At 64.2% G+C, this 26,157-nt stretch carries 22 protein-coding genes; 5 read left to right on the top strand and 17 right to left on the bottom strand.

The annotated features are described in order from the left end of the window. Positions 1-156: 156 nt before the first annotated feature. From HWE01_RS09775 to HWE01_RS09755, 5 genes are all read right to left on the bottom strand, one after another. A complete protein-coding gene (locus HWE01_RS09775) occupies positions 157-4,383 on the bottom strand; it encodes a S8 family serine peptidase (RefSeq protein ID WP_241821704.1) in 4,227 nt (1,408 codons plus the stop codon). Between the two features lie 274 nt (positions 4,384-4,657). Continuing rightward, positions 4,658-5,185 (bottom strand): hypothetical protein, encoded by a 528-nt coding sequence (locus HWE01_RS09770; protein ID WP_241821703.1) that lies wholly within the window; start codon positions 5,183-5,185, stop codon positions 4,658-4,660. A 292-nt stretch (positions 5,186-5,477) separates the two neighbouring features. Next, entirely contained in the window at positions 5,478-6,953 is a 1,476-nt protein-coding gene (locus tag HWE01_RS09765; protein ID WP_241821702.1) for an efflux transporter outer membrane subunit, read from the bottom strand. Then, positions 6,953-8,512: an MDR family MFS transporter gene (locus tag HWE01_RS09760; RefSeq protein ID WP_241821700.1), complete on the bottom strand. Its 1,560-nt coding sequence runs from the start codon at positions 8,510-8,512 to the stop codon at positions 6,953-6,955. Before HWE01_RS09760 ends, HWE01_RS09765 begins: the two co-directional genes overlap by 1 nt. Then, positions 8,509-9,702, bottom strand: a complete 1,194-nt coding sequence (locus tag HWE01_RS09755) for an HlyD family secretion protein (RefSeq protein ID WP_175343622.1) — start codon at positions 9,700-9,702, stop codon at positions 8,509-8,511. Before HWE01_RS09755 ends, HWE01_RS09760 begins: the two co-directional genes overlap by 4 nt. A gap of 223 nt (positions 9,703-9,925) precedes the next feature. Here HWE01_RS09755 and HWE01_RS09750 point away from each other — a divergent pair, with 223 nt between their 5' ends. Beyond that, complete coding sequence (locus HWE01_RS09750; RefSeq protein ID WP_241821699.1) at positions 9,926-10,450, top strand: MarR family transcriptional regulator; 525 nt, start codon at positions 9,926-9,928, stop codon at positions 10,448-10,450. 92 nt (positions 10,451-10,542) lie between these two features. Here the strand turns inward: HWE01_RS09750 and pip are convergent, their stop codons facing one another. Both pip and HWE01_RS09740 read right to left on the bottom strand, forming a co-directional pair. Next, positions 10,543-11,511 (bottom strand): prolyl aminopeptidase, encoded by a 969-nt coding sequence (pip, locus tag HWE01_RS09745; RefSeq protein WP_241821698.1) that lies wholly within the window; start codon positions 11,509-11,511, stop codon positions 10,543-10,545. Between the two features lie 67 nt (positions 11,512-11,578). Beyond that, positions 11,579-12,040: an Lrp/AsnC family transcriptional regulator gene (locus tag HWE01_RS09740; protein WP_008330522.1), complete on the bottom strand. Its 462-nt coding sequence runs from the start codon at positions 12,038-12,040 to the stop codon at positions 11,579-11,581. A 198-nt stretch (positions 12,041-12,238) separates the two neighbouring features. On the opposite strand from HWE01_RS09740, the gene HWE01_RS09735 reads away from it, so the two are divergent. The 4 genes from HWE01_RS09735 (at position 12,239) to fnr (ending at position 16,686) form a co-directional block, all read left to right on the top strand. Then, positions 12,239-13,306, top strand: coding sequence for a 1-aminocyclopropane-1-carboxylate deaminase (locus HWE01_RS09735; RefSeq protein ID WP_008330525.1), 1,068 nt, complete (start codon positions 12,239-12,241; stop codon positions 13,304-13,306). 207 nt (positions 13,307-13,513) lie between these two features. Next, complete coding sequence (locus HWE01_RS09730) at positions 13,514-14,140, top strand: OmpW/AlkL family protein (RefSeq protein WP_008330527.1); 627 nt, start codon at positions 13,514-13,516, stop codon at positions 14,138-14,140. Between the two features lie 253 nt (positions 14,141-14,393). Then, positions 14,394-15,464 (top strand): fatty acid desaturase, encoded by a 1,071-nt coding sequence (locus HWE01_RS09725; RefSeq protein ID WP_349641001.1) that lies wholly within the window; start codon positions 14,394-14,396, stop codon positions 15,462-15,464. A 373-nt stretch (positions 15,465-15,837) separates the two neighbouring features. Next, positions 15,838-16,686, top strand: a complete 849-nt coding sequence (gene fnr, locus HWE01_RS09720) for a fumarate/nitrate reduction transcriptional regulator Fnr (RefSeq protein ID WP_008330533.1) — start codon at positions 15,838-15,840, stop codon at positions 16,684-16,686. 32 nt (positions 16,687-16,718) lie between these two features. On the opposite strand, the gene HWE01_RS09715 is transcribed toward fnr, so the two are convergent. From HWE01_RS09715 to HWE01_RS09670, 10 genes are all read right to left on the bottom strand, one after another. After that, positions 16,719-16,976 carry a hypothetical protein gene (locus HWE01_RS09715; RefSeq protein WP_008330535.1) on the bottom strand — a complete coding sequence of 86 codons (258 nt, stop codon included), beginning with the start codon at positions 16,974-16,976 and terminating at the stop codon, positions 16,719-16,721. 75 nt (positions 16,977-17,051) lie between these two features. After that, entirely contained in the window at positions 17,052-17,597 is a 546-nt protein-coding gene (locus HWE01_RS09710) for a FixH family protein (protein ID WP_008330536.1), read from the bottom strand. Positions 17,598-17,650: 53 nt separating this feature from the next. Beyond that, on the bottom strand, positions 17,651-19,126 hold the full coding sequence (gene ccoG, locus HWE01_RS09705; RefSeq protein WP_241821696.1) for a cytochrome c oxidase accessory protein CcoG: 1,476 nt from the start codon (positions 19,124-19,126) through the stop codon (positions 17,651-17,653). Positions 19,127-19,272: 146 nt separating this feature from the next. Continuing rightward, on the bottom strand, positions 19,273-20,205 hold the full coding sequence (ccoP, locus tag HWE01_RS09700; protein WP_008330543.1) for a cytochrome-c oxidase, cbb3-type subunit III: 933 nt from the start codon (positions 20,203-20,205) through the stop codon (positions 19,273-19,275). Beyond that, positions 20,198-20,392 carry a cbb3-type cytochrome oxidase subunit 3 gene (locus tag HWE01_RS09695; protein WP_008330546.1) on the bottom strand — a complete coding sequence of 65 codons (195 nt, stop codon included), beginning with the start codon at positions 20,390-20,392 and terminating at the stop codon, positions 20,198-20,200. Before HWE01_RS09695 ends, ccoP begins: the two co-directional genes overlap by 8 nt. A gap of 4 nt (positions 20,393-20,396) precedes the next feature. Next, a complete protein-coding gene (ccoO, locus tag HWE01_RS09690; RefSeq protein WP_175343614.1) occupies positions 20,397-21,011 on the bottom strand; it encodes a cytochrome-c oxidase, cbb3-type subunit II in 615 nt (204 codons plus the stop codon). 12 nt (positions 21,012-21,023) lie between these two features. Beyond that, a complete protein-coding gene (gene ccoN / locus HWE01_RS09685) occupies positions 21,024-22,451 on the bottom strand; it encodes a cytochrome-c oxidase, cbb3-type subunit I (protein WP_008330550.1) in 1,428 nt (475 codons plus the stop codon). A gap of 152 nt (positions 22,452-22,603) precedes the next feature. Further along, positions 22,604-22,777 (bottom strand): cbb3-type cytochrome oxidase assembly protein CcoS, encoded by a 174-nt coding sequence (gene ccoS / locus HWE01_RS09680; protein WP_008330551.1) that lies wholly within the window; start codon positions 22,775-22,777, stop codon positions 22,604-22,606. Further along, positions 22,777-25,293, bottom strand: a complete 2,517-nt coding sequence (locus HWE01_RS09675; protein ID WP_241821695.1) for a heavy metal translocating P-type ATPase — start codon at positions 25,291-25,293, stop codon at positions 22,777-22,779. The genes ccoS and HWE01_RS09675 overlap by 1 nt, the downstream gene beginning before the upstream one ends. A 2-nt stretch (positions 25,294-25,295) precedes the next feature. After that, positions 25,296-26,150 carry a sulfite exporter TauE/SafE family protein gene (locus tag HWE01_RS09670; RefSeq protein WP_241821694.1) on the bottom strand — a complete coding sequence of 285 codons (855 nt, stop codon included), beginning with the start codon at positions 26,148-26,150 and terminating at the stop codon, positions 25,296-25,298. Between the last annotated feature and the right edge of the window lie 7 nt (positions 26,151-26,157).

Raw genomic sequence — 26,157 nt, 5'->3', positions numbered from 1 at the left:
TTGTAGGGAGGCATTGTCGAGGGGCACTGCCTTTCTGGACATTGTCTTTTGGTGCTAGCCAGGATGCAGCACCATGCGCCTTGATGCCTTGCGCGAGAATGGAAGGAGAGCGAGAAGCCGCCCTCAGCCAGGCTGCTGAGGGCGGCCGCGTGCAGATCAGAAGCGCCAGCTGGCCTTGAGCGCTGCGGACTGGTTGATGAAACCGCTGCGACCTTCCGCATCCAGGCGCAGCGAGATATCGGTGGCGGTGCTCAACTGGTGGCGATAGCTGATCCCCGCCTTGAACAACCATGCAGAACGTGCCGCACCGGGTGCGCTGAAGGCTTGGCCCGGCGTCCCGGCATAAGTGGCCACCAGTTCGTCGCGCGCGTTGATGACATCGTAGCTGGCACCGACATGGGCGCTGATCTGCGAAGCCGTCGTGAGCGCATAGTTCAAGCGCGTACCCACACCCAGCAACAAGGCCTGGCTGCGCTTGCCCTGCACCGCCAGGCTCAGATCGCCTGCCCCGCTCTCGGCGTAGGACGGACTTTGCAGACGGGTGTAATCAAGCTGCAAGGCCGGTACTACGCTCAATGCTTCACCCAAGGGCAGCGTATGCGATACGTTTGCGCCCACGTGCGCACTCCAGCTGTCGTAGCGGCTGCTGGCCACGCGGTTCAACCCGCCGAAGCGCAGCTCACGTGCCAGGCGGTTGCTGTTCCAGCCGGCGTCGGCCTGCCACGACAGCGCCAGCTCACCCAGCGGGACGCTGCCATAGACGGCCACCATGTTGGATTCGATACGGCTGCGGCTGCCGGTACCGGTGATGGCGGTGTTGCCGCTGGCACTGGTGCTGGCATAGGCGTAAGAAAATCCAATGCGCCCGCTGCCCAGCTCCACCTCGGTGCCCGCGGCCATGCCCCGGGTGCTGGCGCTGAAACCGGAGTCGCCATTGCGATCCCCCTGGTTCGAACGCGATTCGAAAGGCATGAGCCAGACCTGGCGATCGCCACCGGCCTCGCCATAGCCCACGCCGCGCCCCGCACCGCCCATACCGCCGCCAGCATTACCCGCATCAATGCGCGTGGCAATGACGCGATTGAGCGAAGCCAGGGTGCCACGGATGGCGTTGTCGCTGATGTTGCTGGGCAGGGTCTGAGCGGCGGCGCGCAGAACGCTGGTGGCGTCGGGCAGACGTCCCAGTGCAGTGACGACCTGCGCCATATCGGCGCTGGAGGGACGCTGGATCTGACGGTCCAGCACCGGCGCCACCGCAGCCGCAGCAGTGGCGGCAGCGACTGCCATCGGAGTACGCACTGCCGGGGCTACTTTGACTGCGGGTGCTGGCGGTGCTGCCGGTGCTGGCGGTACCACTACGGCCGCCGCTGCAGGCACGCTCGCGGTGGAGGTGCCGGATGCCGGTGCACTGACCACCGGCATGTTCGGAGCAACTGCACTGGAAGCAGGCGCGCTCGTTGCCGGTGTGCTCGCGGCAGGTGTACTGGAAGCAGGCGCACTCGTTACCGGTGTGCTCGCGGCAGGTGTACTGGTAGCAGGCGCGCTCGTTACCGGTGTACTCACGGCAGGCGTACTGGTAGCAGGCGCACTCGTTACCGGTGTGCTCGCGGCAGGTGTACTGGTAGCAGGCGCGCTCATTACCGGTGTGCTCGTGGCAGGCGTACTGGTAGCAGGCGCGCTCGTTACCGGTGTGCTCGTGGCAGGCGTACTGGTAGCAGGCGCACTCGTTACCGGTGTGCTCGCGGCAGGTGTACTGGTAGCAGGCGCACTGTCTACCGGTGTACTTGCGGCTGGTGTATTGGACACTGGCGTGCTCTCCGCCGCTACACTTGCGGCAGGTGTGGTGGTGGCCGATGTGTTGGTGACAGGAGTAGCGGAGGCAGGTGTACTGGTCACAGCTGCGCTCGCCGCCGGTGTACCGGATTCAGATGTGCTTGCCGGCGTAGCGGCCGGCGCGAGCGTGTCATGGACCAGCTTGTCGATACTCACCGCACTGACGATATCGAGGTCCACGGCGTTGCTCGTCACCACGGGGTGAAAGTCGAACAGCAGCGAATTGTCCGAAACGTTCAGGCGCGGGGCGCTGAGGCTGCCGGCCGTGACCACGCCAGCCAGCTTCTGACCGTTGTTCAGCGTCGCAGCCTTGGCCACATCGACCGCCATCGCGGCGCCCGAGGCGAAGCTGGCCGCATCGGTCACCACCAGCTTGCCGTATTGGGTGGCGCTGGCCACGCCTATCGTCAGGGTCTGTCCCGCCGTCTGGACGTAGCCTGGCACGCTCAGCGTGCCGGCCGCGATCGTCGTATTGCCGCTGTAGCTCACCGTACCGAGCACGCGCAGCGTCCCCTCGCCCTGCTTGACCAGGCTGCCCGGCGCGCTGCCATCGGCAATGCCGTTGTTGAGCGTGAAGGTGAAAGCCTGAGTATCGATATTGCCCGTACCGCTGATGCGCACCGCATTGGCCAGGGTCAGACTGTCAGCGGCGGCGCGCAGGGTGGTGCCATCGCCCATGACCAGCGCGCCGCTGCCCAGCGCGGTGGATGAGGCCACGCCCAGCGTGCCGCCTTCCAGGCGGGTTCCGCCCGAATAAGTGTTGTTGCCCGACAGGGTCAGGCTGCCCTCGCCGGTCTTGACCAGGCTACCCACGTAGTCGGCATCGGTCTTCTTGCGCACGGCGTCGAGGTAGGCGGTCTGGCCGTTGTAGTTGCCCAGGGCCAGGTTGGCCGCGACGGTATTGGCATCGGTGGAGAGCATGTAGGTCAGCAATTGCTCCTTGCTCAGCAAAGGCCCGCTGCCGGACTGCTTCAGAATGGCGGCCGCCAGCGTGTTGGCGGTCACGGCCTTGTCGGCGTTCTGGAAGGCGGTATTGTCGGCCTTGCTCTTGCTGGCCTGATAGGCGGCGTTGAGTCGGGCCCGCGTCTGCACCAGCGCCAGGGCCGCATCGTAGTCACTGTCGACCTTCGCCGTGACGACCGCAGTGGCACTGTCGAGCGTCGCTTGCAATGTGGAGGGAGACAAAGCCTCCCAGGCGGCCAGTTGCGCCTTCTCTTCGCTCTTGCGCTGGATCAGCGCGGCTTCGGAAATGTCGTTGCTCCAGGTATCGGCCTTGCCTGCACCGATCCTGGCATTGAAGACGCCCAGCAACTGGCCGGGGCCGTAGAGAGCCTTGTTCAGATCCGGCAAGCCCCAGCCAAACATGGCGTTGGGAGCATCGGCCGGACCATCGCCGAGATGCTTGGCCGTAGTCAGCAGAATGGTGCGAATGGCCTGGTTGTCCAGCTCCGGATAACGCTGCATCAGCAGGCCCAGCGCGCCCGTCACGTGGGGGGCCGCCATGGAGGTGCCGGAGGCGTTGACCAGGGAGGTATCGGAGGTGATGTTCAGGCTGGGAATAGTCGAGCCCGGTGCGGATACGCACCAGTACCTGGCCAGACCGCACTGGTTGGAAAAACTGGGCAGCGCCGAACTGGCATTGACCGCGGCTACCGCGATCCAGTTCTGCTCCAGCTCCGGCCTGAAATACGGCAACGCCGAGCGGATGTTGACGTTGGCCTTGCCGGTATTGCCGGCGGCCCAGACCATGAGCGCATTGGACTCTTGCGCCACGTCGGCGGCCGCATCCAGCCAGCTCTTCTTGCCGCCGCCCTGCAGGCGCTGGTAGGAGGCCGCCACGCCGCCGATGCTGCCGAAATCATCGCGTGAATCGGGGCTGCCCCAGCTGCTGTTGATCACGCGCACACCCGCGCTGGCGAGATTGCCGTAGGCCGCCTTGAAGTAGTTGTAGTCCATGTTCACGCCATAGACCGAACTGTCGGTGCCGTTGGTATTGGTGATGTAGTAGTCGCTGTCGAACGCCACGCCCAGGAAACCGGCGCCATTCTTGGATGCTGCGATGGTGCCGGAGACATGGCTGCCGTGCTTGTCGTTGAGGGAGCTCAGGGCACCGGTGGTGCTGAAGGCGTCACCAGCCTTCCAGGGCTGAGTGCCGTCCTGGTATTGCGATCCATCGTTGGCATAGGTCCCCACGACGGCCAGCGGCGTGGCGTTGCGGCCGACGAATTCGGCATGGGTCAGCAAGAGCCCCGAATCGACCGAGCCCAGCTTGATGCCCAGGCCGGTGTAGCCCGCCGCATAGGCATATTGGGCATTCATGGCGCCCAGGCCCCAGTTGGTCTTGAACTCCTTGTTGTCGGCCCAGCTGGCCACGGCCGCTGCCGCATCGGTGCTGGTGCTGCCGTCATAGTTGACATAGCTCTGCGCCATCGCCGGCACGCTCAGGGCCGGGCCCAGGGTCAGCAATACGGCAGCATACAAGGCTTTTTTCTTGAAGACGGCCGGTGGCATCGGCGCGACTTGATGTAGCGACTTCTTGTTCTTCTTCATCTTCCCTTCCTAGGTCGATCGTGTGGAATTGGCCAGGAGATCGGGAATGCTTGCCCGCCCCCGCGCTGCGTGTCGTCGCCCCGGATGCCGGCTGATACCGGCTTTTTGTAGGGGCGCATTGTCGGGGGCCGACCAGGTTCTGCACATTGTCTTTTGGTGCTGTTTGCACGCAGACAATGTGCTGTTTTTGGCATCACGCCAGGGCGTGATCAGAGGAAGGAAAAGACAAAAAAAGAAGCGCAAGCCAGCTCAGCCGCGCTGACCGCAACCTGCTTCAGAAACGCCAGTTGGCGCGGATCCGATAGCTCACGCTGGCCTTGAATGGCCAGGGCGGACGCGGCGTTCCGGGCACGGCCTCGGTCAGGGCGGCCGGGCCGTCGCGCTCGGCAAGGAGCTCGAAGCGACTGGCCGGATGGTGACTGCGTGGCGGCAGCGCACGCCCGCCGGAATGCAGCTGCGTGAGCACGCCTGACAACGAACGTTGACCAGGCTGGCCCGGCAGGGACAGATCCAGATCAGCCACACCAGCGGTGCCGAAGTATGTGTCTTGCCGACGCGAAGTACCGAGCTGCAGGCCGGGATCAAAGGTCCCCGGAACCAGGCCCAGGCCCGCCGCCAGATTGACGATGCCGGCCGTGGACGCCAGGCTGTGGCTATGGCCGCTGACCCGGTGCTGGGCCCTGGCGGCCAGGCCCAGCATCAGGCCCAGCACCAGCAGCATGAGGGCATTGCGCCAATAGGAAAGGAAGATCGCCGCAACATGCGGCGCGCCATGCTTGCTCAGGTTCTCACGATTGCTCATCTGTTTGCCCACCTCGACGCTGCGGAATCGATCAGGGCAAACCACCATGCCGGATGCCCCGTCCTCGTTTTTTTTCATCCCCGGAGGGACGCTGCTCACCGCTTGTTATGTCGCGTATTGTCGGAGCACTGGGCGATTCTGGACACTGTCTTTTGGTGCAGCTTCCGTAAAGAATATGTGAATTATTTTTCGTAAGCTCACCCACCCGGAAGATGAATCTTCTGTCGCAATGGCGCAAAAAAACCGGCAGCGCATCGAGGCGCTGCCGGCGTGGGGGTGCGCTCGGGCGGATTCAGCCTGGCTGGTCGGACCAGCCCAGTCCCAGCGCCTTCTGGATGCCCACGAAGCTGCGCGTGAGATTGGCCTCGGCCTGCAACAGGTTCTGTTGCGCAGTGAGTTGCTGGCGGGTGGTATCGAGCACCTCGATGAGCGTGCCGGTACCGGCTTGATAGCGTTGCCGCGCCAGCGCCAGCGCACGGTCGGCGGAGACCTTGGTCCGTGCGAGGGTGGCCACGCTGATGCGACCATAGCGCATGCGCGAGAGCGCATCCTCGGCATCGCGCAGCGCTTCCAGCACGGCCTGGCGGTACTTCATCTCGGCTTCGTCACGCACCCGCTCGGCTTGCGTGACGCGCGCCCTGGCGCGGCCAAAGTCGAGGAAATTCCAGCTCAGCATGGGGGCGCCGATGGCAGCGAAATCATCCAGGCGCGTCAGGTCCGATGGATGCGTGCCGCCCAGTCCGATGACACCAAAGAGCTTGAGGCTGGGATAGCGTGCCGCTTCGGCCTGGCCGATCCTGGCGGTATCGGCGGCCAGCGTGCGCTCGGCCGCACGCACGTCGGGCCGGCGACGCAGCAACGACACCGGATCGCCGACGGCGACCTGCTGCGGTGGCAGCGGCACCGGTGCGGTCGCGGCCAGTTCCGCATCGAGCGTGCCGGGCTCCTGCCCCAGCAGCGTGGCCAGCTGGTTGAGGTAGGCATCGCGCTCGGCCTGCAGGGGGACCAGGTCGGCGCGGCTGGCATCGAGCTGGTTCTGCACACGCAACTGATCCAGCGACGAGGCGGTGCCGCGCTGGACCCGCTGATCGGTCAGCTGCAGCATCTGCTCCTGCGCCTGCACCGCTTGCCGGCCCAGCGTCAGGCGCTGCTGGCGGTCGCGCAGGCTGATATAGGCGTTGCCCACTTCGGCGGCCAGGCTGACCTGTACATCGGCCAGCGAGGCTTGCGCGGCGTCCGCCGTCGCCGTGGCTGCCTGGACGGCGCGGCGGTGTGCACCGAAGAGATCGATCTCCCAGCTGGCATCGAAGCCCACGCTGTAGAGATTGGCGCTGGTGGCCGAGCCATTGCCGGAGCTGGAACCGCCGGTCAGCGCCGCCAGATTGGCCGGTGGCAGGCGTGCGTGCGCCGCCAGCGCCGAGGCGCCCACGCTGGGCGCGGCGTTGGCCTGCTCCAGCGCCAGCCCGGCGCGCGACTGCTGCAGGCGGGCGCGTGCCACGCCAAGATTCGGGTTGGCCTGCAAGGCGCGTTCGATGAGGCTGGTGAGCTCGGCATCACCCAGGGCTTGCCACCACTGGTTGATTGGCGCGGTGGCCGTCACGGTGTCGCCGCCGCGCACGAACTGCCTGGTGTGTGCGGCTTGCGGGGCGGCCTCGGGCGGGCCGGCATAGTCCGGACCGAGGGCGCAGCCGGCCAGCAGAGCTGCCGCGGCCAGGGCGATGAGGCGCGTGGCCGGGAAGGAAGAAGAGGTCTTGTCCATGTTGTTCATCAATGAGAAGCCACCGGTGCGGCATGGGTCGGCAAGGGACGCAGGAACAGCACCAGCGGTGTCACGCACAGGATGGCCACGCCCAGCAGCCAGAACAGGTCGGCATAGGTCATGGTCAGCGCCTGGGCCTGGATGGTGCTGCCCATGAGCCGGATGGCCACGTCCTGGCCGCCCAGCAGATGGCCTTGCGCAGCGATGGTGGATTGCACCAGGTCGGAATTGGCGTTGAGGCTTTCCTCCAGGCGGCGGCTGTGCAGCCACAGGCGCTGGTCCTGGATCACGGCGATGGCAGCCAGCGCCAGCGAGCCGCCAAGATTGCGCGCGGCGCTGTAGAGTCCGGAGGCATCGCCGGCCTGCGAGGGGGGCACCGAGCGGATCGCCGCCTGGTTCAGGAACAGCATCGCCAGCACGGTGCCCACCCCGCGCATGAGCTGCGAGGCCACGAAGGAGCCGCCGTAGGAGAGCGGGCTGAGGTCGGTCTCGATGAAGGCCGAGGTCGCCAGCAGCAGGAAGCCCGTGCCGACGGCGATGCGGATGTCCACCAGCCGCATCAGCAAGGGCGTGAAGGGCATCATCAGGATCATCGGTACGCCCGAGAGCAGCACGATCCAGCCCGACTGCAAGGAGTTGTAGCCGGCGATGCCGGAGAGGAACTGCGGGATCACATAGGCCGTGCCATACAGCGCCACGCCCACGATCATGGCCATCATCACCACCGAGCCGAACTGGCGGTCACGCAAGAGCCGCAGTTGGATCACCGGATGGCGCGAGCGCACCTGGCCGATGGCCAGCAAGATGAAACCCAGCACGGAAGTGGCGGCCAGCCAGCGGATGTCGGGCGAGGAAAACCACTGCTCGCGCTCGCCCTCTTCGAGCACCACCGTCAGCCCGCCCAGCCCCAGCGCCAGCCCGGCAATGCCGAACCAGTCAGCCTGGCCGAACTGCTCGAACTTGGGACGCTCATAGGGGATCGCCACCAGCAGCAAGGTGATGAGGGCCGCGCCCACCGGCAGGTTGATGAAGAAGGCGTAGTGCCAGCTGACGTTCTCGGTGAGCCAGCCTCCCATCACCGGCCCCAGCACCGGCCCGAGAATGGCAGTAGCGCCGAACAGGGCATTGCCCACCGGCTGCTGCGCGCGCGGCAGCCGGGTGGCGATGATGGTCATGGCGGTCGGAATGAGCGCGCCGCCCGTGAAGCCCTGCCCGACCCGCCCCACGATCATCATCGGCAGCGTGGTCGAGAGACCGCACAGCACCGAGAACATCGTGAACAGGCCGGCTGCCGTCAGCAGCAGCACGCGCAGCCCCAGCAGCCGCTCCAGCCAGGCCGACATGGGGATGATGACGATCTCGGCCACCAGATAGGCGGTGGCGATCCAGGTACCTTCGGTGCCGGAAGCACCAATCTCGCCCTGGATGGTGGGCAGCGAGGAATTGACGATGGAGATGTCCAGCGTGGCCATGAGCGCGCCCAGCGTACCGGCGGCTACTGCCAGCCAGGCAGCGGCATCGGCCTTCTCTCCCTGGACGCCCTGCCCTGGCGACGCGGCGCTGCTCACTGCGGCTCCTTGCGGGTGGCGTTGATCTCGCTGTTGCGTTCGCGCAGATCGCGCAGTTCATCCTTGGCGGCGATGGTGTTGACCTCCACCGTCACCGACAGGCCGGCCACGAAGGCGCGGGTTTCTTCCGGGGTGGCATCGATGGCAATGCGCACCGGCACGCGCTGGACGATCTTGGTGAAGTTGCCCGTGGCGTTCTGCGGCGGCAGCAGCGAGAACTGCGCACCGGTGCCCGGCGAGAGGCTGTCCACATGACCGTGGAACTCCACGCCCGGCAAGGCATCGACCTTGATGATGGCGGGCTGGCCGATGCGCATGATGCCGATCTGAGTCTCCTTGAAGTTGGCCGAGACGTAGAAGTGTGTCGGCACCACGGTCATCATGCGCGTCCCCGGCGAGACGAACTGGCCGACCCGCACCTGCTTGTCGCCGATGCGGCCATCCACGCTGGCGCGGATCTCGGTATAGCCGAGGTTGACGCTGGCGGCGTCATACTGCGCACGGGCGGTTTCGCCCTGGGCCTGGGCCTGGCGCACCTGCGCCTGCAGCGAGCGCACCCGCAGCTGGGCCGCATCCAGCGCCGCACGGCGCGCCGCCACGGTGCTGCGCGCCTGAGCCTGCTGGTTGCGCAGGCTGGTCAGGCGTTCGCGGGTCTCGGCGCCGGAGGCGGCCAGGGGCGTGTAGCGTTCCACTTCGGCGCTGGCGAAGCGGGCATCCTCGTCCGCCGAGGCCAGCTGTGCCTTGGCCTGGGCGATGGCGGCCTGCTGCTCGGCCAGTTGCGCCTTGGCAGCTTCCTCGCTGGCGGCGGCGGCATCGATCTGGGCCTTGGCCTGAGCCGCCTGCGCGGAATAATCACGGGCATCGATGCGTACCAGTGCCTGGCCGGCCTTGACGATCTGGTTGTCGGCCACCAGCACCTGGTCGACATAACCGGTGACCTTGGAGGAGACCGTCACGCTGTCGGCCTGGACGAAGGCATCATTGGTGCTTTCGAGATACTTGCCACGGAACTGGTAGTACAGCACCCAGGCCGCTACGATGACCAGCACCAGCAAACCCAGCGTACGCAGGATGAAACGGGCACGCGGGCTCATGCGTTTCTTGGGAGCGCTGTTCTTGTCGTTACCGGGAGAGGAGGAGTCTGGCTGGGATGGACTGGCTTCTGGTTTGCCGGGTGTGGCGTCGGTCATCTTTTTTATCCTAATATCGGGGCGCGGAAGGTTTCAAACGGAATCCATACGGTGCCAGTACAGTGTTGGTGACTGGCAAGACACTTTGCCGTTGGGAAGCAATACAGTGCCAATACAGTGCCAATACAGTGGCGATACAGTGGCGATACAGCGTCAGTACGGTTATGCGCAAACCAAGGCAATAATTAATGAGGTACCATATGATATGGTATCTGGAAAAATCATGTCTACAAGCTTTACAAACGATGACAGCAGCAGTGCCGCCGAGGCACTGCGCGACTTCTACATTCGCTCGCACCGCACGCTGGACAAGCTCATGGCCGGTGAAGGCGCCTCGCTGGCGCGCAACAAGATGCTCGGCCATATCGAGCGCAACAGCCCGGTGCGCGCGGCTGATCTGGCGACGGCCTTCGGTTTTGCGCCGCGCACCATCACCGAGGCCATCGATGCGCTGGAGCGCGACGGACTGGTCCGGCGCAGTGGCGACGCCAGCGACCGCCGGGTCAAATACATCGCTTTGACCGCATCGGGCAAGGAAGTGCTGCGGGCCTCGGAGCCGGTGAAGAAAACCTTCATCGATGGACTGTTCGCTGCCTTGAGCGAAATGGAGATCGCCAGCTTGACCACTGTCCTGGGCAAGCTCAACCATCGATTGGCGGAACTGGAAGAGGTCTATTCCGCGCCCCCCTCTGCGACAGCCGTTGCAACGGATGAGGTACCCGCCAGGGGCGGTCGAAAGAAAAGCTGACACGGCAGAACAGACAAAAAAAACGCTCCCGCCAGGGGAGCGCCAGAACATGCGGTATGGCGAGGGGTGAGACCGCCTTCAGCGCCGGGCCATCACCGATCCGCGAAACGATCGGTGGCTGCGATGAGCTGGTCGAGAATACCGGGTTCGTTGTAGGCGTGACCGGCACTGTCGATCAAGTGCAGTTGCGAACCGGGCCAGGCCTGGTGCAGGTCCCAGGCGGACTTGGCCGGGGTGGCCAGGTCATAGCGACCCTGCACGATCACACCGGGAATGCCTTCCAGGCGCGCGGCATTGGCCAGCAGCTGGCCCTCCTCCATGAATCCCTTGTTGAAGAAGTAGTGGTTCTCGATGCGCGCAAAGGCCAGCGCGAATTGCGCATCGTTGAAGGAATCGATCAGGCCTTCATCGGCTACCAGGGTGATGGTGCTGGCTTCCCAACGGCTCCAGGCGCGCGCGGCCTGCAGCTTGGCGGCTTCGTCGTTGCCGGTCAGACGTCGGCGATAGGCATGCACCAGATTGCCGCGCTCGGCCACCGGGATCGGGGCCAGGAATTGGTCCCAGCGGTCCGGCACCATCCACGAGGCCCCCTCCTGGTAGTACCAGTCCAGCTCGGCCTGGCGCAGCAGGAAGATGCCGCGCAGGACCAGCTCGGTCACGCGCTGCGGATGGGTCTCGGCATAGGCCAGCGCCAGCGTGCTACCCCAGGAACCGCCGAAGACCTGCCAGCGCTCGATGCCCAGCAGTTCGCGCAGGCGTTCGATGTCGGCCACCAGGTCCCAGGTGGTATTGGCCTCGAGGTTGGCATGCGGCAGCGAGCGGCCACAGCCGCGCTGGTCGAACAGGACGATGCGGTATTTTTCCGGATTGAACAGGCGCCGGTGCGAGGGGCCGCAACCGCCACCGGGCCCGCCATGCAGGAAGACCACCGGCTTGCCCTTGGGGTTGCCGCAGACTTCCCAATAGACCTGGTGACCGTCACCAACGTCGAGCATGCCGTGCTCATGGGGTTCAATGGGGGGATAGAGGCCGCGCAGGGTGGCAGGGGAGGAAGTGGTCATCAGCAGATCCTTGGGGATGAAGACAAAAGAGGCAGTATAGGGTGGGCAGGATGAGAATGCAGATTCCTCATTCCACCACGAGTTCCGGATTGTTCTTCACTTCGTTGAGGACAAAAAAGGAACGCAATTGCCGCACCCCCGGCAAGCGCAGCAGGGTGTTGGCGTGCAGGCGATTGAAGGCTTGCAGATCCTTCACGCGCAGCTTGATCCAGTAATCGAATTCCCCGGCCAGCAGCAGGCACTCCTGGACGGCGGCAATCTCGCGCACCGCCTTCTCGAATTCGGCGAAGCTCTCCGGGGTGGAACGGTCCAGCACCACGCCCACCGTCACCAGTACCGGCAGACCGAGTTTTTCGGGATCGAGGATGGCGCGCACTTCCTTCACATAGCCCTCGTCCATCAGCCGTTTGGTGTGGTTCCAGCAGGCCGTGGCACTCATGCCGAGCTTCTTGGCCAGCTCGGCATTGCCGATGCGGCCATCCTTCTGCAGCGCCTTGAGGATGCGCTTGTCCATGCGGTCGAGCGTCATGATGATTCTTTCCTTAAATGACAAATTGTCGCAATTTTCTTTGCATGAAATAATTTACATCGATTTTTCATCACGAATCATGCCATAAATTCGGAAGCACCATTTTAATCCTCCGGCGTAAAGTTGATCCCGGCGATTCACCATGAATCGGACCAGATTCGGACCCCTTTCGACCATCCACCTGAACCGGAGCACTCCATGCTGGCACTCGACAAACTCTTCCCTCGCAAGACCCTGGGCTTCTTCCCCTCCCCCATCCACAAGCTGGAACGCTTGTCCGCCATGCTGGGCGTGGAAGTGTGGGCCAAGCGCGATGACGTCTCTTCCGGCCTGGCCTTTGGCGGCAACAAGATCCGCAAGCTTGAATGGCTGGTGGCCGATGCCCTGGCCAAGGGCTGCGACACCCTGGTCTCGATCGGCAACATCCAGTCCAACCACACGCGCCAGGTCTGCGCAGCCGCCGCCGCCGTGGGCATGAAGTCCTATACCGTGCAGGAAACCTGGCTGGAATGGGATGACCCGGTCTACGACAAGGTCGGCAACATCCTCTTGACTCGCATCATGGGCGGCAACCCGATCATGGGCGGCTATGGCTACTCCACCACCGAGAAGGACACCTGGGCGCGCGCCCTGGAAGAAGTGCGCGCCAAGGGCGGCAAGCCCTATGCGATTCCGGCCGGTGCGTCGGACCACCCGCTGGGCGGCCTGGGCTATGCCAACTTCGCCGATGAAGTGGCGATGCAGGAACAGCAGCTGGGCATCTTCTTCGACAACATCGTGGTGGCCACCTGTACCGGTTCCACCCAGGCTGGCATGGTGGTCGGTTTCGCCGCCCAGGAAAAGCGCCGCCGCGTGATCGGCATCGACACCGCCGATGACGAAGCCATGACCCGCCGCGCCGTCACCAAGATCGCCAACGACACCAGCGAGCTGATCGCCGCCAAGGGCGGCAAGCGTGTGGTGGTGCGCGACGCCGACATCGAGATCATCCCCGACTACAGCGGCCCGGCCTACGGCCTGCCGAGCGAGCAGACCATCGCCGCCATCCGCACCGCCGCCGAGATGGAAGCCATGCTGACCGATCCGGTGTATGAAGGAAAATCCATCGACGGCTTGATCGACATGGCCAAGAAGGGCCATTTCAAGGGCCAGCGCGTACTGTATGCCCACCTCGGTGGCGCACCGGCACTGAACGCTTATTACAAGGCCTTCGAAGATCCGGAAAACCTCACCAAGCTGGCGCGCGAAGCACGCTACAAGGAGTAAGCCTGAGCGCTCCGCGCAGGCGCATCGGCGCGCTGCACATCCAGCCCGTGCCTGCTCAAGCAGGCCGGGCTTGTGTCATTTTGGGGCGCAAGTTCCCGCTGGCCGGCTCATTTTTTATTCATGTGCCTGCCCGCTTGATCGGCATCAAAGCCCGCAGAAAGCTTCACGCGTACCTTTCGGACATCCTCACTCGACAGGTAAAACACCGTGAAAAAAATCGTCACCCTCACTGCCGCCGTGGCCGCCCTGGCCTCCTCCTTTGCTGCTGCTCCCGTGTTCGCACAGGAAGCCCAAGGCCCGTGGCTGGTGCGCGTACGCGCCGTCAACCTGAGCCCGGAAAACAAGTCCGACCCGGTCGGCGGCACCGGCGCCTCGGACCGCATCACCATCAACAACAAGGTGATTCCCGAGTTCGACATCAGCTACTTCTTCACCCCGAACATCGCCACCGAACTGGTGCTGACCTATCCGCAAAAGCAGGACGTACGCCTGGACGGCACCAAGATCGGTACCTTCAAGCACCTGCCGCCGACCCTGACGCTGCAATACCACTTCATGCCTGAAGCGGCCTTCAGCCCCTACATCGGCGCCGGCATCAACTACACCCGCATCTCCAGCGTCAGCCTCGCCAACGGCCTGCAACTGGATAGCAGCAGCGTCGGTGGCGCCCTGCAGATCGGTGCCGACTACAAGATCAACAAGAACTGGCTGATCAACTTCGACATCAAGAAGGTGCAGATCTCCAGCGACGTGAAGACCGCTGCCGGCACCAAGGTCAGCAACGTCAAGATTGATCCGTGGCTGATCGGCGTTGGCGTGGGTTACCGTTTCTAAGGTATTCTTGCCGCACCCAAACGGCGCGATCCGTCATCGATGATGACCGGTCGCGTTGTTTTTTGGGATCCGCGCTAACGTCCCGCCACCGGTTTTCCGGCCGCCATGTCTTGCAATGCCATCCGCCCCTTGCAGCGTTAGCTGGAGCAGTCTCCTGCGGCATGCTCCCCCGTCCACCGTTTGATAGTAGGAAGAGGTAATTACGATGTCGACGACTTCGCCCCCCCACACCCCGGTCGCGCCTGGCGCACCGATGCCCCATCGCAAGATCATCCGCTCCTGGGTGATCCCCATCAGCCAGCGCAGCACGGCCATCGCCCTGGCGCTGTCGGTACTGGACTTCTGCCTGTTCGGCGCCAGCCTGGCGGCCATCGTCTGGGCCCCCTGGCTGCTGGCCAAGATCGCCCTGGGCGTGGTCAATGGCTTCATCATCGGACGCCTGTTCATCCTCGGCCACGATGCCTGCCACCAGGCCTTCACGCCCAGCCGCAAGCTCAATACCTGGCTGGGCCGCCTGCTGTTCATGCCTTCGCTCACGCCCTATAGCCTCTGGGCCGTGGGCCACAACGTGGTGCACCACGGCTATACCAACCTGAAGGGTTTTGATTTCGTCTGGCAGCCGCGCTCGCTGGAAGAGTTCCGCGCCCTGCCGCGCTGGCGCCAGCGCCTGGAGCGCCTCTATCGCAGCGGCTTCGCTCCGGGTCTGTACTACATGGTCGACATGTGGTGGAAGCGCATGTACTTCCCCTCGAAGAAGCAGATGCCCACCCGCCGCGCCGAATTCATGTGGGATGGCGTGCTGGTGACCGCCGTGGCCGCCGTCTGGATCGCCGGCCTGGCTTGGGCGGCGCAGGCGACGGAACAATCGTTCTGGACCCTGCTGGTGACCGGTTTTGCGATTCCGCTGCTGTTCTGGAAGGCCATGATCGGCTTCGTGGTGTATGTGCACCATACGCATACCTCGGTGGCCTGGTATGAAGACAAGATCACCTGGGCTGCTGCGCAACCCTTCGTCTCCACCACCGTGCACCTTACCTTTGGCCGCTACTGGGGCGCGCTGCTGCATCACATCATGGAACACACCGCGCACCACGTGGACATGAGCGTGCCGCTGTATCGCCTCAAACAGGCCCAGAAGAAGCTGGAAACCATGCTGCCCGGCCGCATCGTGATCCAGCGCTTCTCCTGGCGCTGGTATTTCGATACCGCACGTCGCTGCAAGCTGTACGACTTCAAGCGCCTGTGCTGGACCGACTATCGCGGTCGTCCCACCAGCACGCCGCTGCCGCTGCCGGAAGTCAACAAGGCGACGGCCGAAGCCTGATCCGGCAGTGCCGGTCAACGCCTTCAGATCGCCACGAAGATACTGAAGTTTCAATAACAAGACGGTCGCATGGAAGGGCATTCGCGGGTCCCCGGTAACCCCGTGATACCGCCCACTTTCCCCCATCAAGGCCGCTTCTCTACACTGCGCTGTGCGCGCTTTCCAGTGCCGCTCAGGCACCGTCAGTTGTGATGGATTGCAGTGGAATTGCGCGTGACAACGCGGCCTCGCCAGTCGATTGCGGCGATTACTTCGACCATGTTTGATCTGGGACAAGAAATGCCGTCTGATACGGGAATACTGTGCTTCCTATTACGTTCCGCGCACTTAAAATCGAGTCATTCGATTGCCACAAGTCCGCCGGGAACATCGTATGAACCAGCCTTGCCACTCCACTTCGCTCGCCGCTGGCGCCACCAACGCCACCGCTTCCCTGACCTCATGCTCGCCGCTGACGGCCGCGCGTGAAGCCGCTGCCAGCTCCGCGCTGCGCAGTTGCACCGCCTGCGGCATGCACCAGCTGTGCCTGCCCATGGGTCTGGACGAATCCGACATGAAACGCCTGGACAAGATCATCGGCCGCCGCAAGGTCGCACGCGATGACTTCCTGTACCGTATCGGCGACCGTTTCACGGCACTCTATGCAGTGCGCGTGGGACACTTCAAGACCTACCAGGAAAACCTCGACGGCGACCGCCAGATCACCGGCTTCCAGATGCCCGGCGAACTGCTGGGCATGGATGCCATCAGCACCGAGCAGCATCAATGCGATGCGGTGGCCCTGCAGGACAGCGAAGTCTGCGAAATCCCGTTTGCACGCCTGGAACAGCTGTTCGGCCAGATTCCGCATCTGCTGCGTCATTTCCACCGCATGATGAGCCACGAGATCACCAGCGAACAGAACGTCATCATGCTGTTGGGGAACATGCGTGCGGAACAGCGGTTTGCCGCTTTTCTGGTGAATTTGTCTTCACGTTACGCTGCACGCGGCTATTCCTCCACACGCTTCCAGCTGCGCATGACGCGCCAGGACGTCGGCAACTATCTGGGCCTGACCATCGAGAGCATCAGTCGCCTGATTTCCAAGTTCCGCAAGCAGGGTCTGCTGGCGGTGGAACAGCGCGATGTGGAAGTGGTCGACCTGGCCGCGCTCAAGCGCCTGGCTGCGGGCGTGGATGCCTGCACTCCGGTGGCGGCGGCAACCGCCCGCTCGGGCAGCTAAGCGCCAGCGGCCCCGCAAAGCGTCCGGGGTGCTCAGCCCTGGACGTAATGGCGCAGGCGCTCTCTTGGCAGCGCCCGCGTCAGCCGTACGGCCAGCAGGCCACATGCGGCAAAACTTCCCCAGAAACAGAAGAACCCTACGGTGTAGGCCGCCAGTGCTTCCCACTCATGGCCGGCCGCCATGGCCAGCTCCTCGGGATTGAACAGGGAAAAGAACATTCCTTCGGCCGCGATGGCCATCAGGAAGGCGACCCAGCCCACGATGGCGAGATTGCGTTGTTGTTTGCGCATGACTGTCTCCTTGATGCAGGAAGTTTCATCCGTAGAGGGCCGGTCTTGAAGCCGGCTTCACTCCAGCTTAGCGCATTATTCGGCCGGTGCGTAGGCCTCGGCATTCATTTCGATGCTGCGCTGTTGCGGCCACACCCAGGTACCGTGCAGGCGCCAGCGGTGGCTGCCATCTTCGGCTACCAGACGCCAGCGCGCCTGTTCCATCTCCGCCAGCGGCACCGAGAAGCTGCCATCGGCGGCGGGGTGGACCATGAGCGTCCTGTCCTTGGCGGGCAGCGTCGGGTGCACCAGGTTCAGTACCAGGGTCTGCCCTTCTTCGCCGGTAGCAGGCGTCTGGCGCATCTGCAAGCGGCCCCGCAGCACCGCGCTGGCCGGATCATAGGCAATACCGATGGAGGCGCCCAGGCGCTGCGCTTCGTGATCGCGGCGCAGGTCCTTGTTGATGGCCTTGCCCTGCTTGTAGTAATCGTCGGCCACCAGCGCATCGGCGCGCGAAATGGCCAGCCAGGCAGTGAAGATGCCGGCCACCACCACCACGGCCGGGCCGGACATCAACAGCCAGGGCCAGCGGTGACGGTACCAGGGAAGGGTGTTGCCAAGCTTGGGGGAGACGGTCTGCATGGTTTCCTCTCGATATGACGTTGGGTTCATGTGAGCTGCGCCATTTCCTGCCGTCAGCGGCGCGGCACCAGGAAGACCGCCTTCTCGCTGACGTGCAGCGCGGGCTGGTCCTCGGCCTGCAATTCGATATGAATCTTGTTGGAGCCGGACTCGCCTGCCCCGTGCGGTGCCCTCACCCTGACCGGCACCATCAGGGTCTGGGTCGCAGCCAGTTCGATGGGACCGGCGGGATCGACCGTCAGACCATCGATGCCGGTGGCGCTGATGCGGTAGCGATGGCCGCGCTCGTCGGTATTGATGACCTGCAGGCGATAGACGTTTTCGATGATGCCATCTTCCACTTCGCGCCCCATCGAGCCGCGGTCGCGGATCACATCCAGCTTCAGCGGGGTGCGCACCACCAGCGAGCCCAGGAACAGCGCGATCACCGCCCCCAGGATGGCGGTGTAGATGAGGATGCGCGGACGGAACAGGCGGCGCCGGATTTCCGGCGTCGAGAAGCCCTGCTCGATGGCGTTCTCGGTGGAATAGCGGATCAGGCCGCGCGGACGGTCGATCTTGTCCATCACGCTGTCGCAGGCATCGACGCAGGCGGCGCAACCGATGCACATGTATTGCAGGCCCTGGCGGATATCGATGCCGGTGGGGCAGACCTGGACGCACATGGTGCAGTCGATGCAATCGCCCGCCTTGCGGCCCTCCTGCAGCTTGGCCGCCTTGGCCGCCGGCATGCGTGGCTCGCCACGGGTGTCGTCGTAGGTAATGATGAGCGAGTCGCGGTCGAACATGGCGCTCTGGAAGCGCGCATACGGGCACATGTACTTGCACACCTGCTCGCGCATCCAGCCGGCATTGCCGTAGGTGGCGAAGGCGTAGAAGACGATCCAGAAGCTTTCCCACGGGCCCAGCGCGAACTGCCCGATTTCAGGCAGCAGGTCGCGGATGGGCGAAAAGTAGCCGACGAAGCTGATACCGGTCCACAGGGCCACGCTGCCCCAGGCCAGGTGCTTGGCGGACTTGCGCCAGAGCTTGTCGAACGACCAGGGCTGGCGGTCCAGACGCATGCGGGCACTGCGGTTGCCTTCGATACGACGTTCAATCCACAGGAAGATCTCGGTGTAGACCGTCTGCGGACAGGCATAGCCGCACCAGACGCGGCCGGCAATGGCCGTGAAGAGGAACAGGCTGAAGGCACAGATGATCAGCAATGCGGCCAGCCAGATGAAGTCCTGCGGCCACAGCACCAGGCCGAACAGGTAGAACTTGCGCGAGGCCAGATCGAACAGCACGGCCTGGCGCTCGTTCCAGTTGAGCCACGGCAGGCCGTAGAACACCAGCTGCGTCAGGAACACGCACAGCCAGCGCAGGCTGGCGAAGCGTCCTTGAATCTCGCGCGGGTAGATCGGTTCACGCGCGGCATACATGCGGATGACGGCATATTCATCCTTGCCGTCCTTGCGGGGCGCCTCCTCCTGGGATGGCGGGCCCTCTTCCTTGCCCTGCCTGGGTGTCATTGCGGCCTTGTTCATGGTCTTGCCTGCTCTGCTTTCGCTCTCTGGAGCGCCCCTTGGCCGGGCGCGGTGATCATGGCCATCGGGCCATCACGAAGGACGCCGGGGCCGCGCAGCTCTGTGTCTGCGTCGGCCCCGGCGCGGGTTCAACTACGCATGGCGTCCTACTTGGCCGCGGCGTTGCTGGGCTTGTTGGACAAGCTCCAGACATAGGCGGCCAGCACATGCACCTTGGGTTCGCCGAGGAATTCGCCAAAGGCCGGCATGGTGTTGTCACGTCCCTTGTTGATGGTTTCCTTGATGGTGTCGATGCTGCCGCCGTAGAGCCAGATCTTGTCCGACAGGTTGGGCGCGCCCAGGGCCTGGTTGCCCACGCCGCCAGGGCCGTGGCAGGCCATGCAGGCGGCGAACTTGGACTTGCCCAGCTCGGCCTTGATCGGGTCATGCGCCGAGTTGGACAGGCTCAGCACATAGTTGGCGACGTTGTCGACATCCTTGTCCGTCCCCACCGCAGCAGCCATGGGTGGCATGACGCCGTGACGGCCCTTGAGGATGGTTTCCTTGATGATCTCGGGTGTGCCGCCATGCAGCCAGTCGTTGTCGGTCAGGTTGGGGAAGCCCTTGTTGCCGCGCGCGTCCGAACCGTGGCACTGCGCGCAGTAGGTCAGGAACAGGCGCTCGCCGATGGCATGGGCCTGCGGGTCGGCGGCCACTACCTTCAGATCCTTCTTGAGGTAGCTGTCGAAGAGCGGTCCGTACTTGGCTTCGGCCTGCTTGACGTCGGCATCATGCTCGCCGGTCGAACGCCAGCCCAGGGTGCCGGGCAGGTTGCCCAGGCCGGGATAGGCGATCAGGTAGCCCACCGAGAAGATGATGGTGATATAGAACAACCACATCCACCAGCGCGGCAGCGGGTTGTTCAGTTCGGTCAGGTCTTCGTCCCAGACATGACCGGTGGTCGAACCGGCAATGGGCTGGTCACCCTTCTTGACCTTCCAGCTGGACTGCTGCCACAGCAGCAGCGCGCAACCGGCGATACCCAGCACGGTCAGGACGATGATCCAGATATTCCAGAAACCATTGGTGAAATCAGCCATGGCTTGTCTCCTTGTCGCTGCTGTCGGCCGCGGGCTGGCCGATGTCGCCATCGGCGAAGGGGATCATCTCGGCTTGCGTGAAGTCAGCGGGCTTGTGGCTGACATAGGTCCACCACAGGATGCCGGCAAAGGTGAGGAAGCTGATCAGCGTGATCAGGCTGCGTGGATCGGTCAACATTTCAATCATGGTCTTATCTCTCCGCCTTGATCAGGACACCCAGGCCTTGCAGGTAGGCGATCAGCGCGTCCTGTTCGGTCTTGCCGACCAGCTCGGCCGGCGCATTCTTGATGTCTTCTTCGGTGTACGGGTCGCCGATGCGCTTCAAGGCCTTCATGCGCGAGACGATGTCGTAGTTGTCCAGCTTGGTCTGCTCCAGCCACGGATAGGCCGGCATGTTGGACTCCGGCACCACGTCACGCGGATTGTGCAGGTGGGCGCGATGCCATTCATCGCTGTAGCGGGTGCCGACCCGGGCCAGGTCCGGACCGGTACGCTTGGAGCCCCACTGGAAGGGGTGGTCATAGACCGATTCCCCCGCCACCGAATAGTGGCCATAACGCTCGGTCTCGGCGCGCAAGGGGCGGATCATCTGCGAGTGGCAGTTGTAGCAGCCCTCGCGGATGTAGATGTCGCGGCCGGCCAGGCGCAGGGCCGAGTAGGGCTTCAAGCCGGCGATCGGTTCTGTGGTCGATTTCTGGAAGAACAGCGGCACGATCTCGGCCAGGCCACCCACACTGACCACCAGCAGCACCAGGCCGATGAGCAGCCAGGGGTTCTTCTCAATCCATTCATGCGAAAACTTCATACTTTCCCCCAATCAGTGCGCAGCGTTGGTCACGGCAGGAATCGGTGCGACAGCCAGTTCGGTGCCGCGCATGGTGCGCCAGGTGTTGTAGGCCATCACCAGCATGCCGGACAGATACATCAGGCCACCCATCAGACGAATGACGTAGTACGGGTAGGTCGCCTTGACGCCCTCGACGAAGGTATAGGTCAGGGTGCCGTCGGGATTGACCGCACGCCACATCAGGCCCTGCATCACCCCGGCGATCCACATGGCGGCGATGTAGAGCACGATGCCGATGGTGGCTACCCAGAAGTGGATCTCGATCAGATCCTTGCTCCACATCTGGGTCTTGCCCGACAGACGCGGGATCAGGTAATACATCGCTCCCATGGTGACGAAGCCAACCCAGCCCAAGGCACCGGAGTGCACGTGGCCGATGGTCCAGTCGGTGTAGTGGGACAAGGCGTTGACGGTCTTGATAGCCATCATCGGACCTTCAAAGGTGGACATGCCATAGAAGGACAGCGAGACCACCAGGAACTTCAGGATGGGATCGGTACGCAGCTGGTGCCAGGCGCCCGACATGGTCATCATGCCGTTGATCATGCCGCCCCAGGACGGTGCCAGCAGGATCAGCGAGAACACCATGCCCAGCGACTGGGTCCAGTCAGGCAGCGCGGTGTAGTGCAGATGGTGCGGACCGGCCCACATGTAGGTGAAGATCAGCGCCCAGAAGTGCACGATGGACAGGCGATAGGAGTACACCGGACGGTTGACCTGCTTGGGAATGAAGTAATACATCATCCCCAGGAAGCCGGCGGTCAGGAAGAAGCCCACCGCGTTGTGACCGTACCACCACTGGATCATGGCATCCTGCGCGCCGCTGTACATGGAGTAGGACTTGGTCAGCGTGGCCGGCATGGTCATGCCGTTGACGATGTGCAGGATGGCCACGGCGATGATGAAGGCACCGTAGAACCAGTTGGCCACGTAAATGTGCTTGACCTTGCGCTTGACGAGGGTGCCGAAGAACACCACGGCGTAAGCGACCCAGACGATGGCGATGAGAATGGTCAGGGGCCATTCCAGTTCGGCGTATTCCTTGCCGCGGGTCAGCCCCATGGGCAGCGTGATGGCCGCACCGACGATGACCAGCTGCCAGCCCCAGAAGGTGAAAGCGGCCAGGAAGTCGGAGAACAGCCGCACCTGGCAGGTCCGCTGGACGACGTAATACGAGGTAGCCATCAGCGCACAACCGCCGAAGGCAAAGATGACTGCGTTGGTATGCAGGGGACGCAGCCGGCCGAAACTCAGCCAGGGAATCCCCATGTTCAATTCGGGCCATGCCAGCTGGGCGGCGATGATCACACCGACCAGCATACCGACTACGCCCCACAGGATGGTCGCCACGGTAAATTGGCGCACAACCGTGTAGTTGTAGCTATTTTCTTTGCTCACGAAACTCTCCCCACTTTGTTGAGTACTGTTCAATGCGAGCTTACGGGGCAAGCCTTCCAGGGGCATTGACGTGTATCAAGTAGAAAGACAGCGGCAGAGAAATGCCGCAGATCGTGAGCCACAGGCCGCAGCGCGCGGCACGCAAGAGCGGCTCAGGAAGGATCGTGCCGACCCTGCGGCGCAGGGGTGTCATCGTCGTGGAGAATGCGCATGGCCGGGCCTTCGAGGTCATCGAACTGGCCGCCGTCGGAGGCGCGGAAGAACACCCAGATCGCCACGAACACCAGCAGCGTACTGAGCGGAATGAGCAGGTAGAGCGCTTCCATCACGCCCCTCCTGCCAGTGCTGGCCGAGGTGCCGATGTCGGCACCGTGACCGGCAGCGATGGGCGCGTGGCCCGACTCAGGCGCAAGGCATTGCCGACCACCAGCAGCGAGCTGGCCGACATGCCCACCGCCGACATCCAGGGATCGAGCAGGCCGAAGGCTGCCGCCGGGATGGCGAGGAAATTGTAGAGGCTGGCCCACACCAGATTCTGGCGCACGATGCGCATGGTGCGCCGAGCCATCTGCGCGCACTGCGCCACGGCAGACAAGCGGTCGCTCATGATGACGGCATCGGCACTGACCTGGGCCAGCGCCGCACCCTTGCCCATGGCGAAGGACACATCCCCGGCGCGCAGCATGGCGGCGTCGTTGATGCCATCGCCAACGATGGCCACCACCGCCCCGCCCTGCTGCAGTTCGCGCACCACCTCCAGCTTGCGTTGCGGGGTACAGCCGGCAATCACTTCATCGATGCCGACGGCGGCCGCCACCTCGGCGCAGACGTCAGGCTGGTCACCGCTGAGCAGGATCACGCGCATGCCCTGCGCACGGAAGGCGGCCACCGTCTCTTCGGCATCGGCACGCAATGCGTCAGCCAGGTCGAAGCGCGCCAGCCAGCCATCGCTGTTGCCCAGATAGACCGACCCGGCAGCGGCGGCAGCGGGATGACTCAGCTCGGAAGGCAGCTGTGCTCCGGCAAGCTCGGCCACGAAACGACGCGCTCCCAGACGATGCGGTACGCCATCGATGAGGCAGTGCATGCCAGCACCGGTCACCGAACCCGGTTGCATCACCTCGCACGCCGCAACACCCTGGCGCCGCGCCTCGTCCACCAGTGCCCTGGCCAGTGGATGCAGGCTGCCGTGCTCCATGGCCGCTGCCAGCGACAAGGCCCGTGCTTGCGGGATGCGGCTCCACAAGGCTGTCAGTTGCGGCCGGCCCTGGGTGAGCGTCCCGGTCTTGTCGAAGAGAATGGTATCGGCGCGTTGCAAGGTTTCCAGTACATTGCCACGCACCACCAGGGTACCTTCACGCAGCAGGCGATCCGTCGCGGCGGCCAGGGCCGAGGGCGTGGCCAGCGACAGCGCACACGGACAGGACACCACCAGAACGGCGATGGCCGTGGCCCAGGCGCGCGCAGGATCGATCAGGTGCCAGGTGAGAAACGTGATGGCCGCCAGCAACAGCAAGGCCACCACGAAGCGCGAGGCCACGATGTCGGCCCACTGCGCCAGGGCCGGCTTGCCCTGCCCGGCTTGCTCGGCCAGGCGGGTAATGGCGGCCAGCGTACTCTCGCGCGTGGTGCGCAGTACACGCAGCAGCACCGGCTGGCTCAGGTTGACGGCACCGCCCGGCGCCTCCTGGCCGGGCTGGAAAGTCTGCGGACGACTTTCGCCGGACAGCAGGGCCAGATCCAGTTCGGCCAGGCCTTCGAGCAGGCAGGCATCGGCGGCGATGGTATCGCCGGGACGGGCCAGAATGACGTCGCCGACCTGCAATTGCGCGGCTGCCACCAGCGTCGTCTCACGTTGCTGCGGATAATTGCGCAGCACCAGCGCCGCCGCAGGAAAAGCCTGCTGCATGCGTTCCAGCGCCGCCGCTGACTTTCGTCGTGCAGCCGTTTCCAGATAGCGGCTGGCCAGCAGCAGGAAGATGAACATGCTCACGCTGTCGAACCAGATCTCGCCCTCCCCGCGCCAGGTGGCGATGGCGCTGCCGGCGAAGGCGGCGGCGATGCCAATGGCCACCGGCAGGTCCATGCCCGGCGCACGGGCGCGCAGACCTGCCCAGGCGCCGGTGAAGAACGGCAAGGCTGAATAGAACACCGCCGGTATGGTGAGGAACAGGCTGGCCCAGCGCATCAGCGCCATCATGTCGGGATCGATGCCTTCATGCGTCATGTAGACCGGCACGGCATACATCATCACCTGCATCATCGACAGGCCCGCGATGAACAACTGGCGGAACAGGCGGCGACCGGCGCGGCGCGCCTGTTCACCCTGGCGTAGCGGATCGAAGGGATAGGCGGTATAACCCAGGCCACGCAGACCGCGCAGGATGGTGGAAGTGGAACAAAGGGCGGGATCACGGCGGATGTGCAGCCGTGCACTGGCCACGTTGAGTTCGGCGATGTGGATACCGGGCAGCCGCGTCAGGTATTTTTCGATCAGCCAGACGCAGGCGGCACAGCGCAAGCCGTCGATGGACAACACCAGTTCCTGCGCTTGGTCGGTTGTGCCAGAAACTTCACCATCGCCTGTCTGCACGGGCAGGTCCACCAGCGCCAGCTCGGGCGGCAGCAATTGTTCCGGGTCGACACGGGCTGAGGGAACGGTACGACGCAGGTAGAAATCTTCACATCCACTCTCGACGATGAGCCGGGCCACGCTCTGGCAGCCCACGCAGCACAGGGCGCGCTGAACACCGCCGATCTCCAGCCGCCACGACTCCCCCGCCGGCACCGGCTGGCCGCAGTGGAAACACAGGTTCGCCGCGTCACTTTCCTGCTTGCGCATGGTCATCCTCCATGTACCGGACTGACGCAGAATACGTCGATCCAGCCACGTGCGATTCCCAGGCCGCCTATTTCGGCAACGCGCAGCAACCCCAGCAAGCCGAAGGCCAGCACGATCACACCGGCGCTGCGCCGCACCCAGACCCGCGCGACCAGCTGACGCAGGCGCGCACCCGACATGCCTGCCACCAGCAGCACCGGCAAGGTGCCGGCACCGAAGCTCAGCATGGTCAATGCGCCCTGCCAGGCACTACCGGCCATGAGTGCGGTGAGCAAGGCGCTGTAGACCATTCCGCACGGTAGCCATCCCCACAGACTGCCCAGCAACACGGCCTTGGCGGGCGTATCGACCGGTACCAGCCGTGCCGCGTGCGGACGCAGGCGCGCCCACAAGCCGCTGCCCAGTTGCTCCATGCGTGACATGCCGCTCCACCATTGGGTCAGGTAGAGCCCCAACAGGATCAGGACGAGATTGGTGATGACGTAGGCCACCGTCTGCGCCGGTGCCATCCAGCCCAGCACATCGGCGCCGCGCAGCAGACCGGCGGCGATGCCACCGGCCAGCGCACCCGCCAGCGTATAGCTGGACAGGCGTCCCAGGTTGTAACCCAGCACGCGTACCAGGTCTTGTCCGAAGGCCTGCAGCTGCGCCGGGCCAACGAAATGAAGAGGAATCACGCGAGGTGTGCCGCGCACCGGCTGAGCCGCCATGACGCAGACCTGAGCCGGTGCCGGTGCTGGCCTGCCCGATGCACGGGCAGGTGCGGCCGAACTGAGCGCACCGACGATGCCGCCACACATGCCGATGCAATGGACGCTGCCCATCAGGCCTACCAGGAAGATCGGCAGCAGGTTCATCGTGGCT

This window comes from Herbaspirillum sp. C7C8 (genome assembly GCF_022627875.1).
Classification (GTDB): Bacteria; Pseudomonadota; Gammaproteobacteria; order Burkholderiales; family Burkholderiaceae_D; genus Herbaspirillum.
This window is presented reverse-complemented; position numbering and strand designations above follow the sequence as displayed.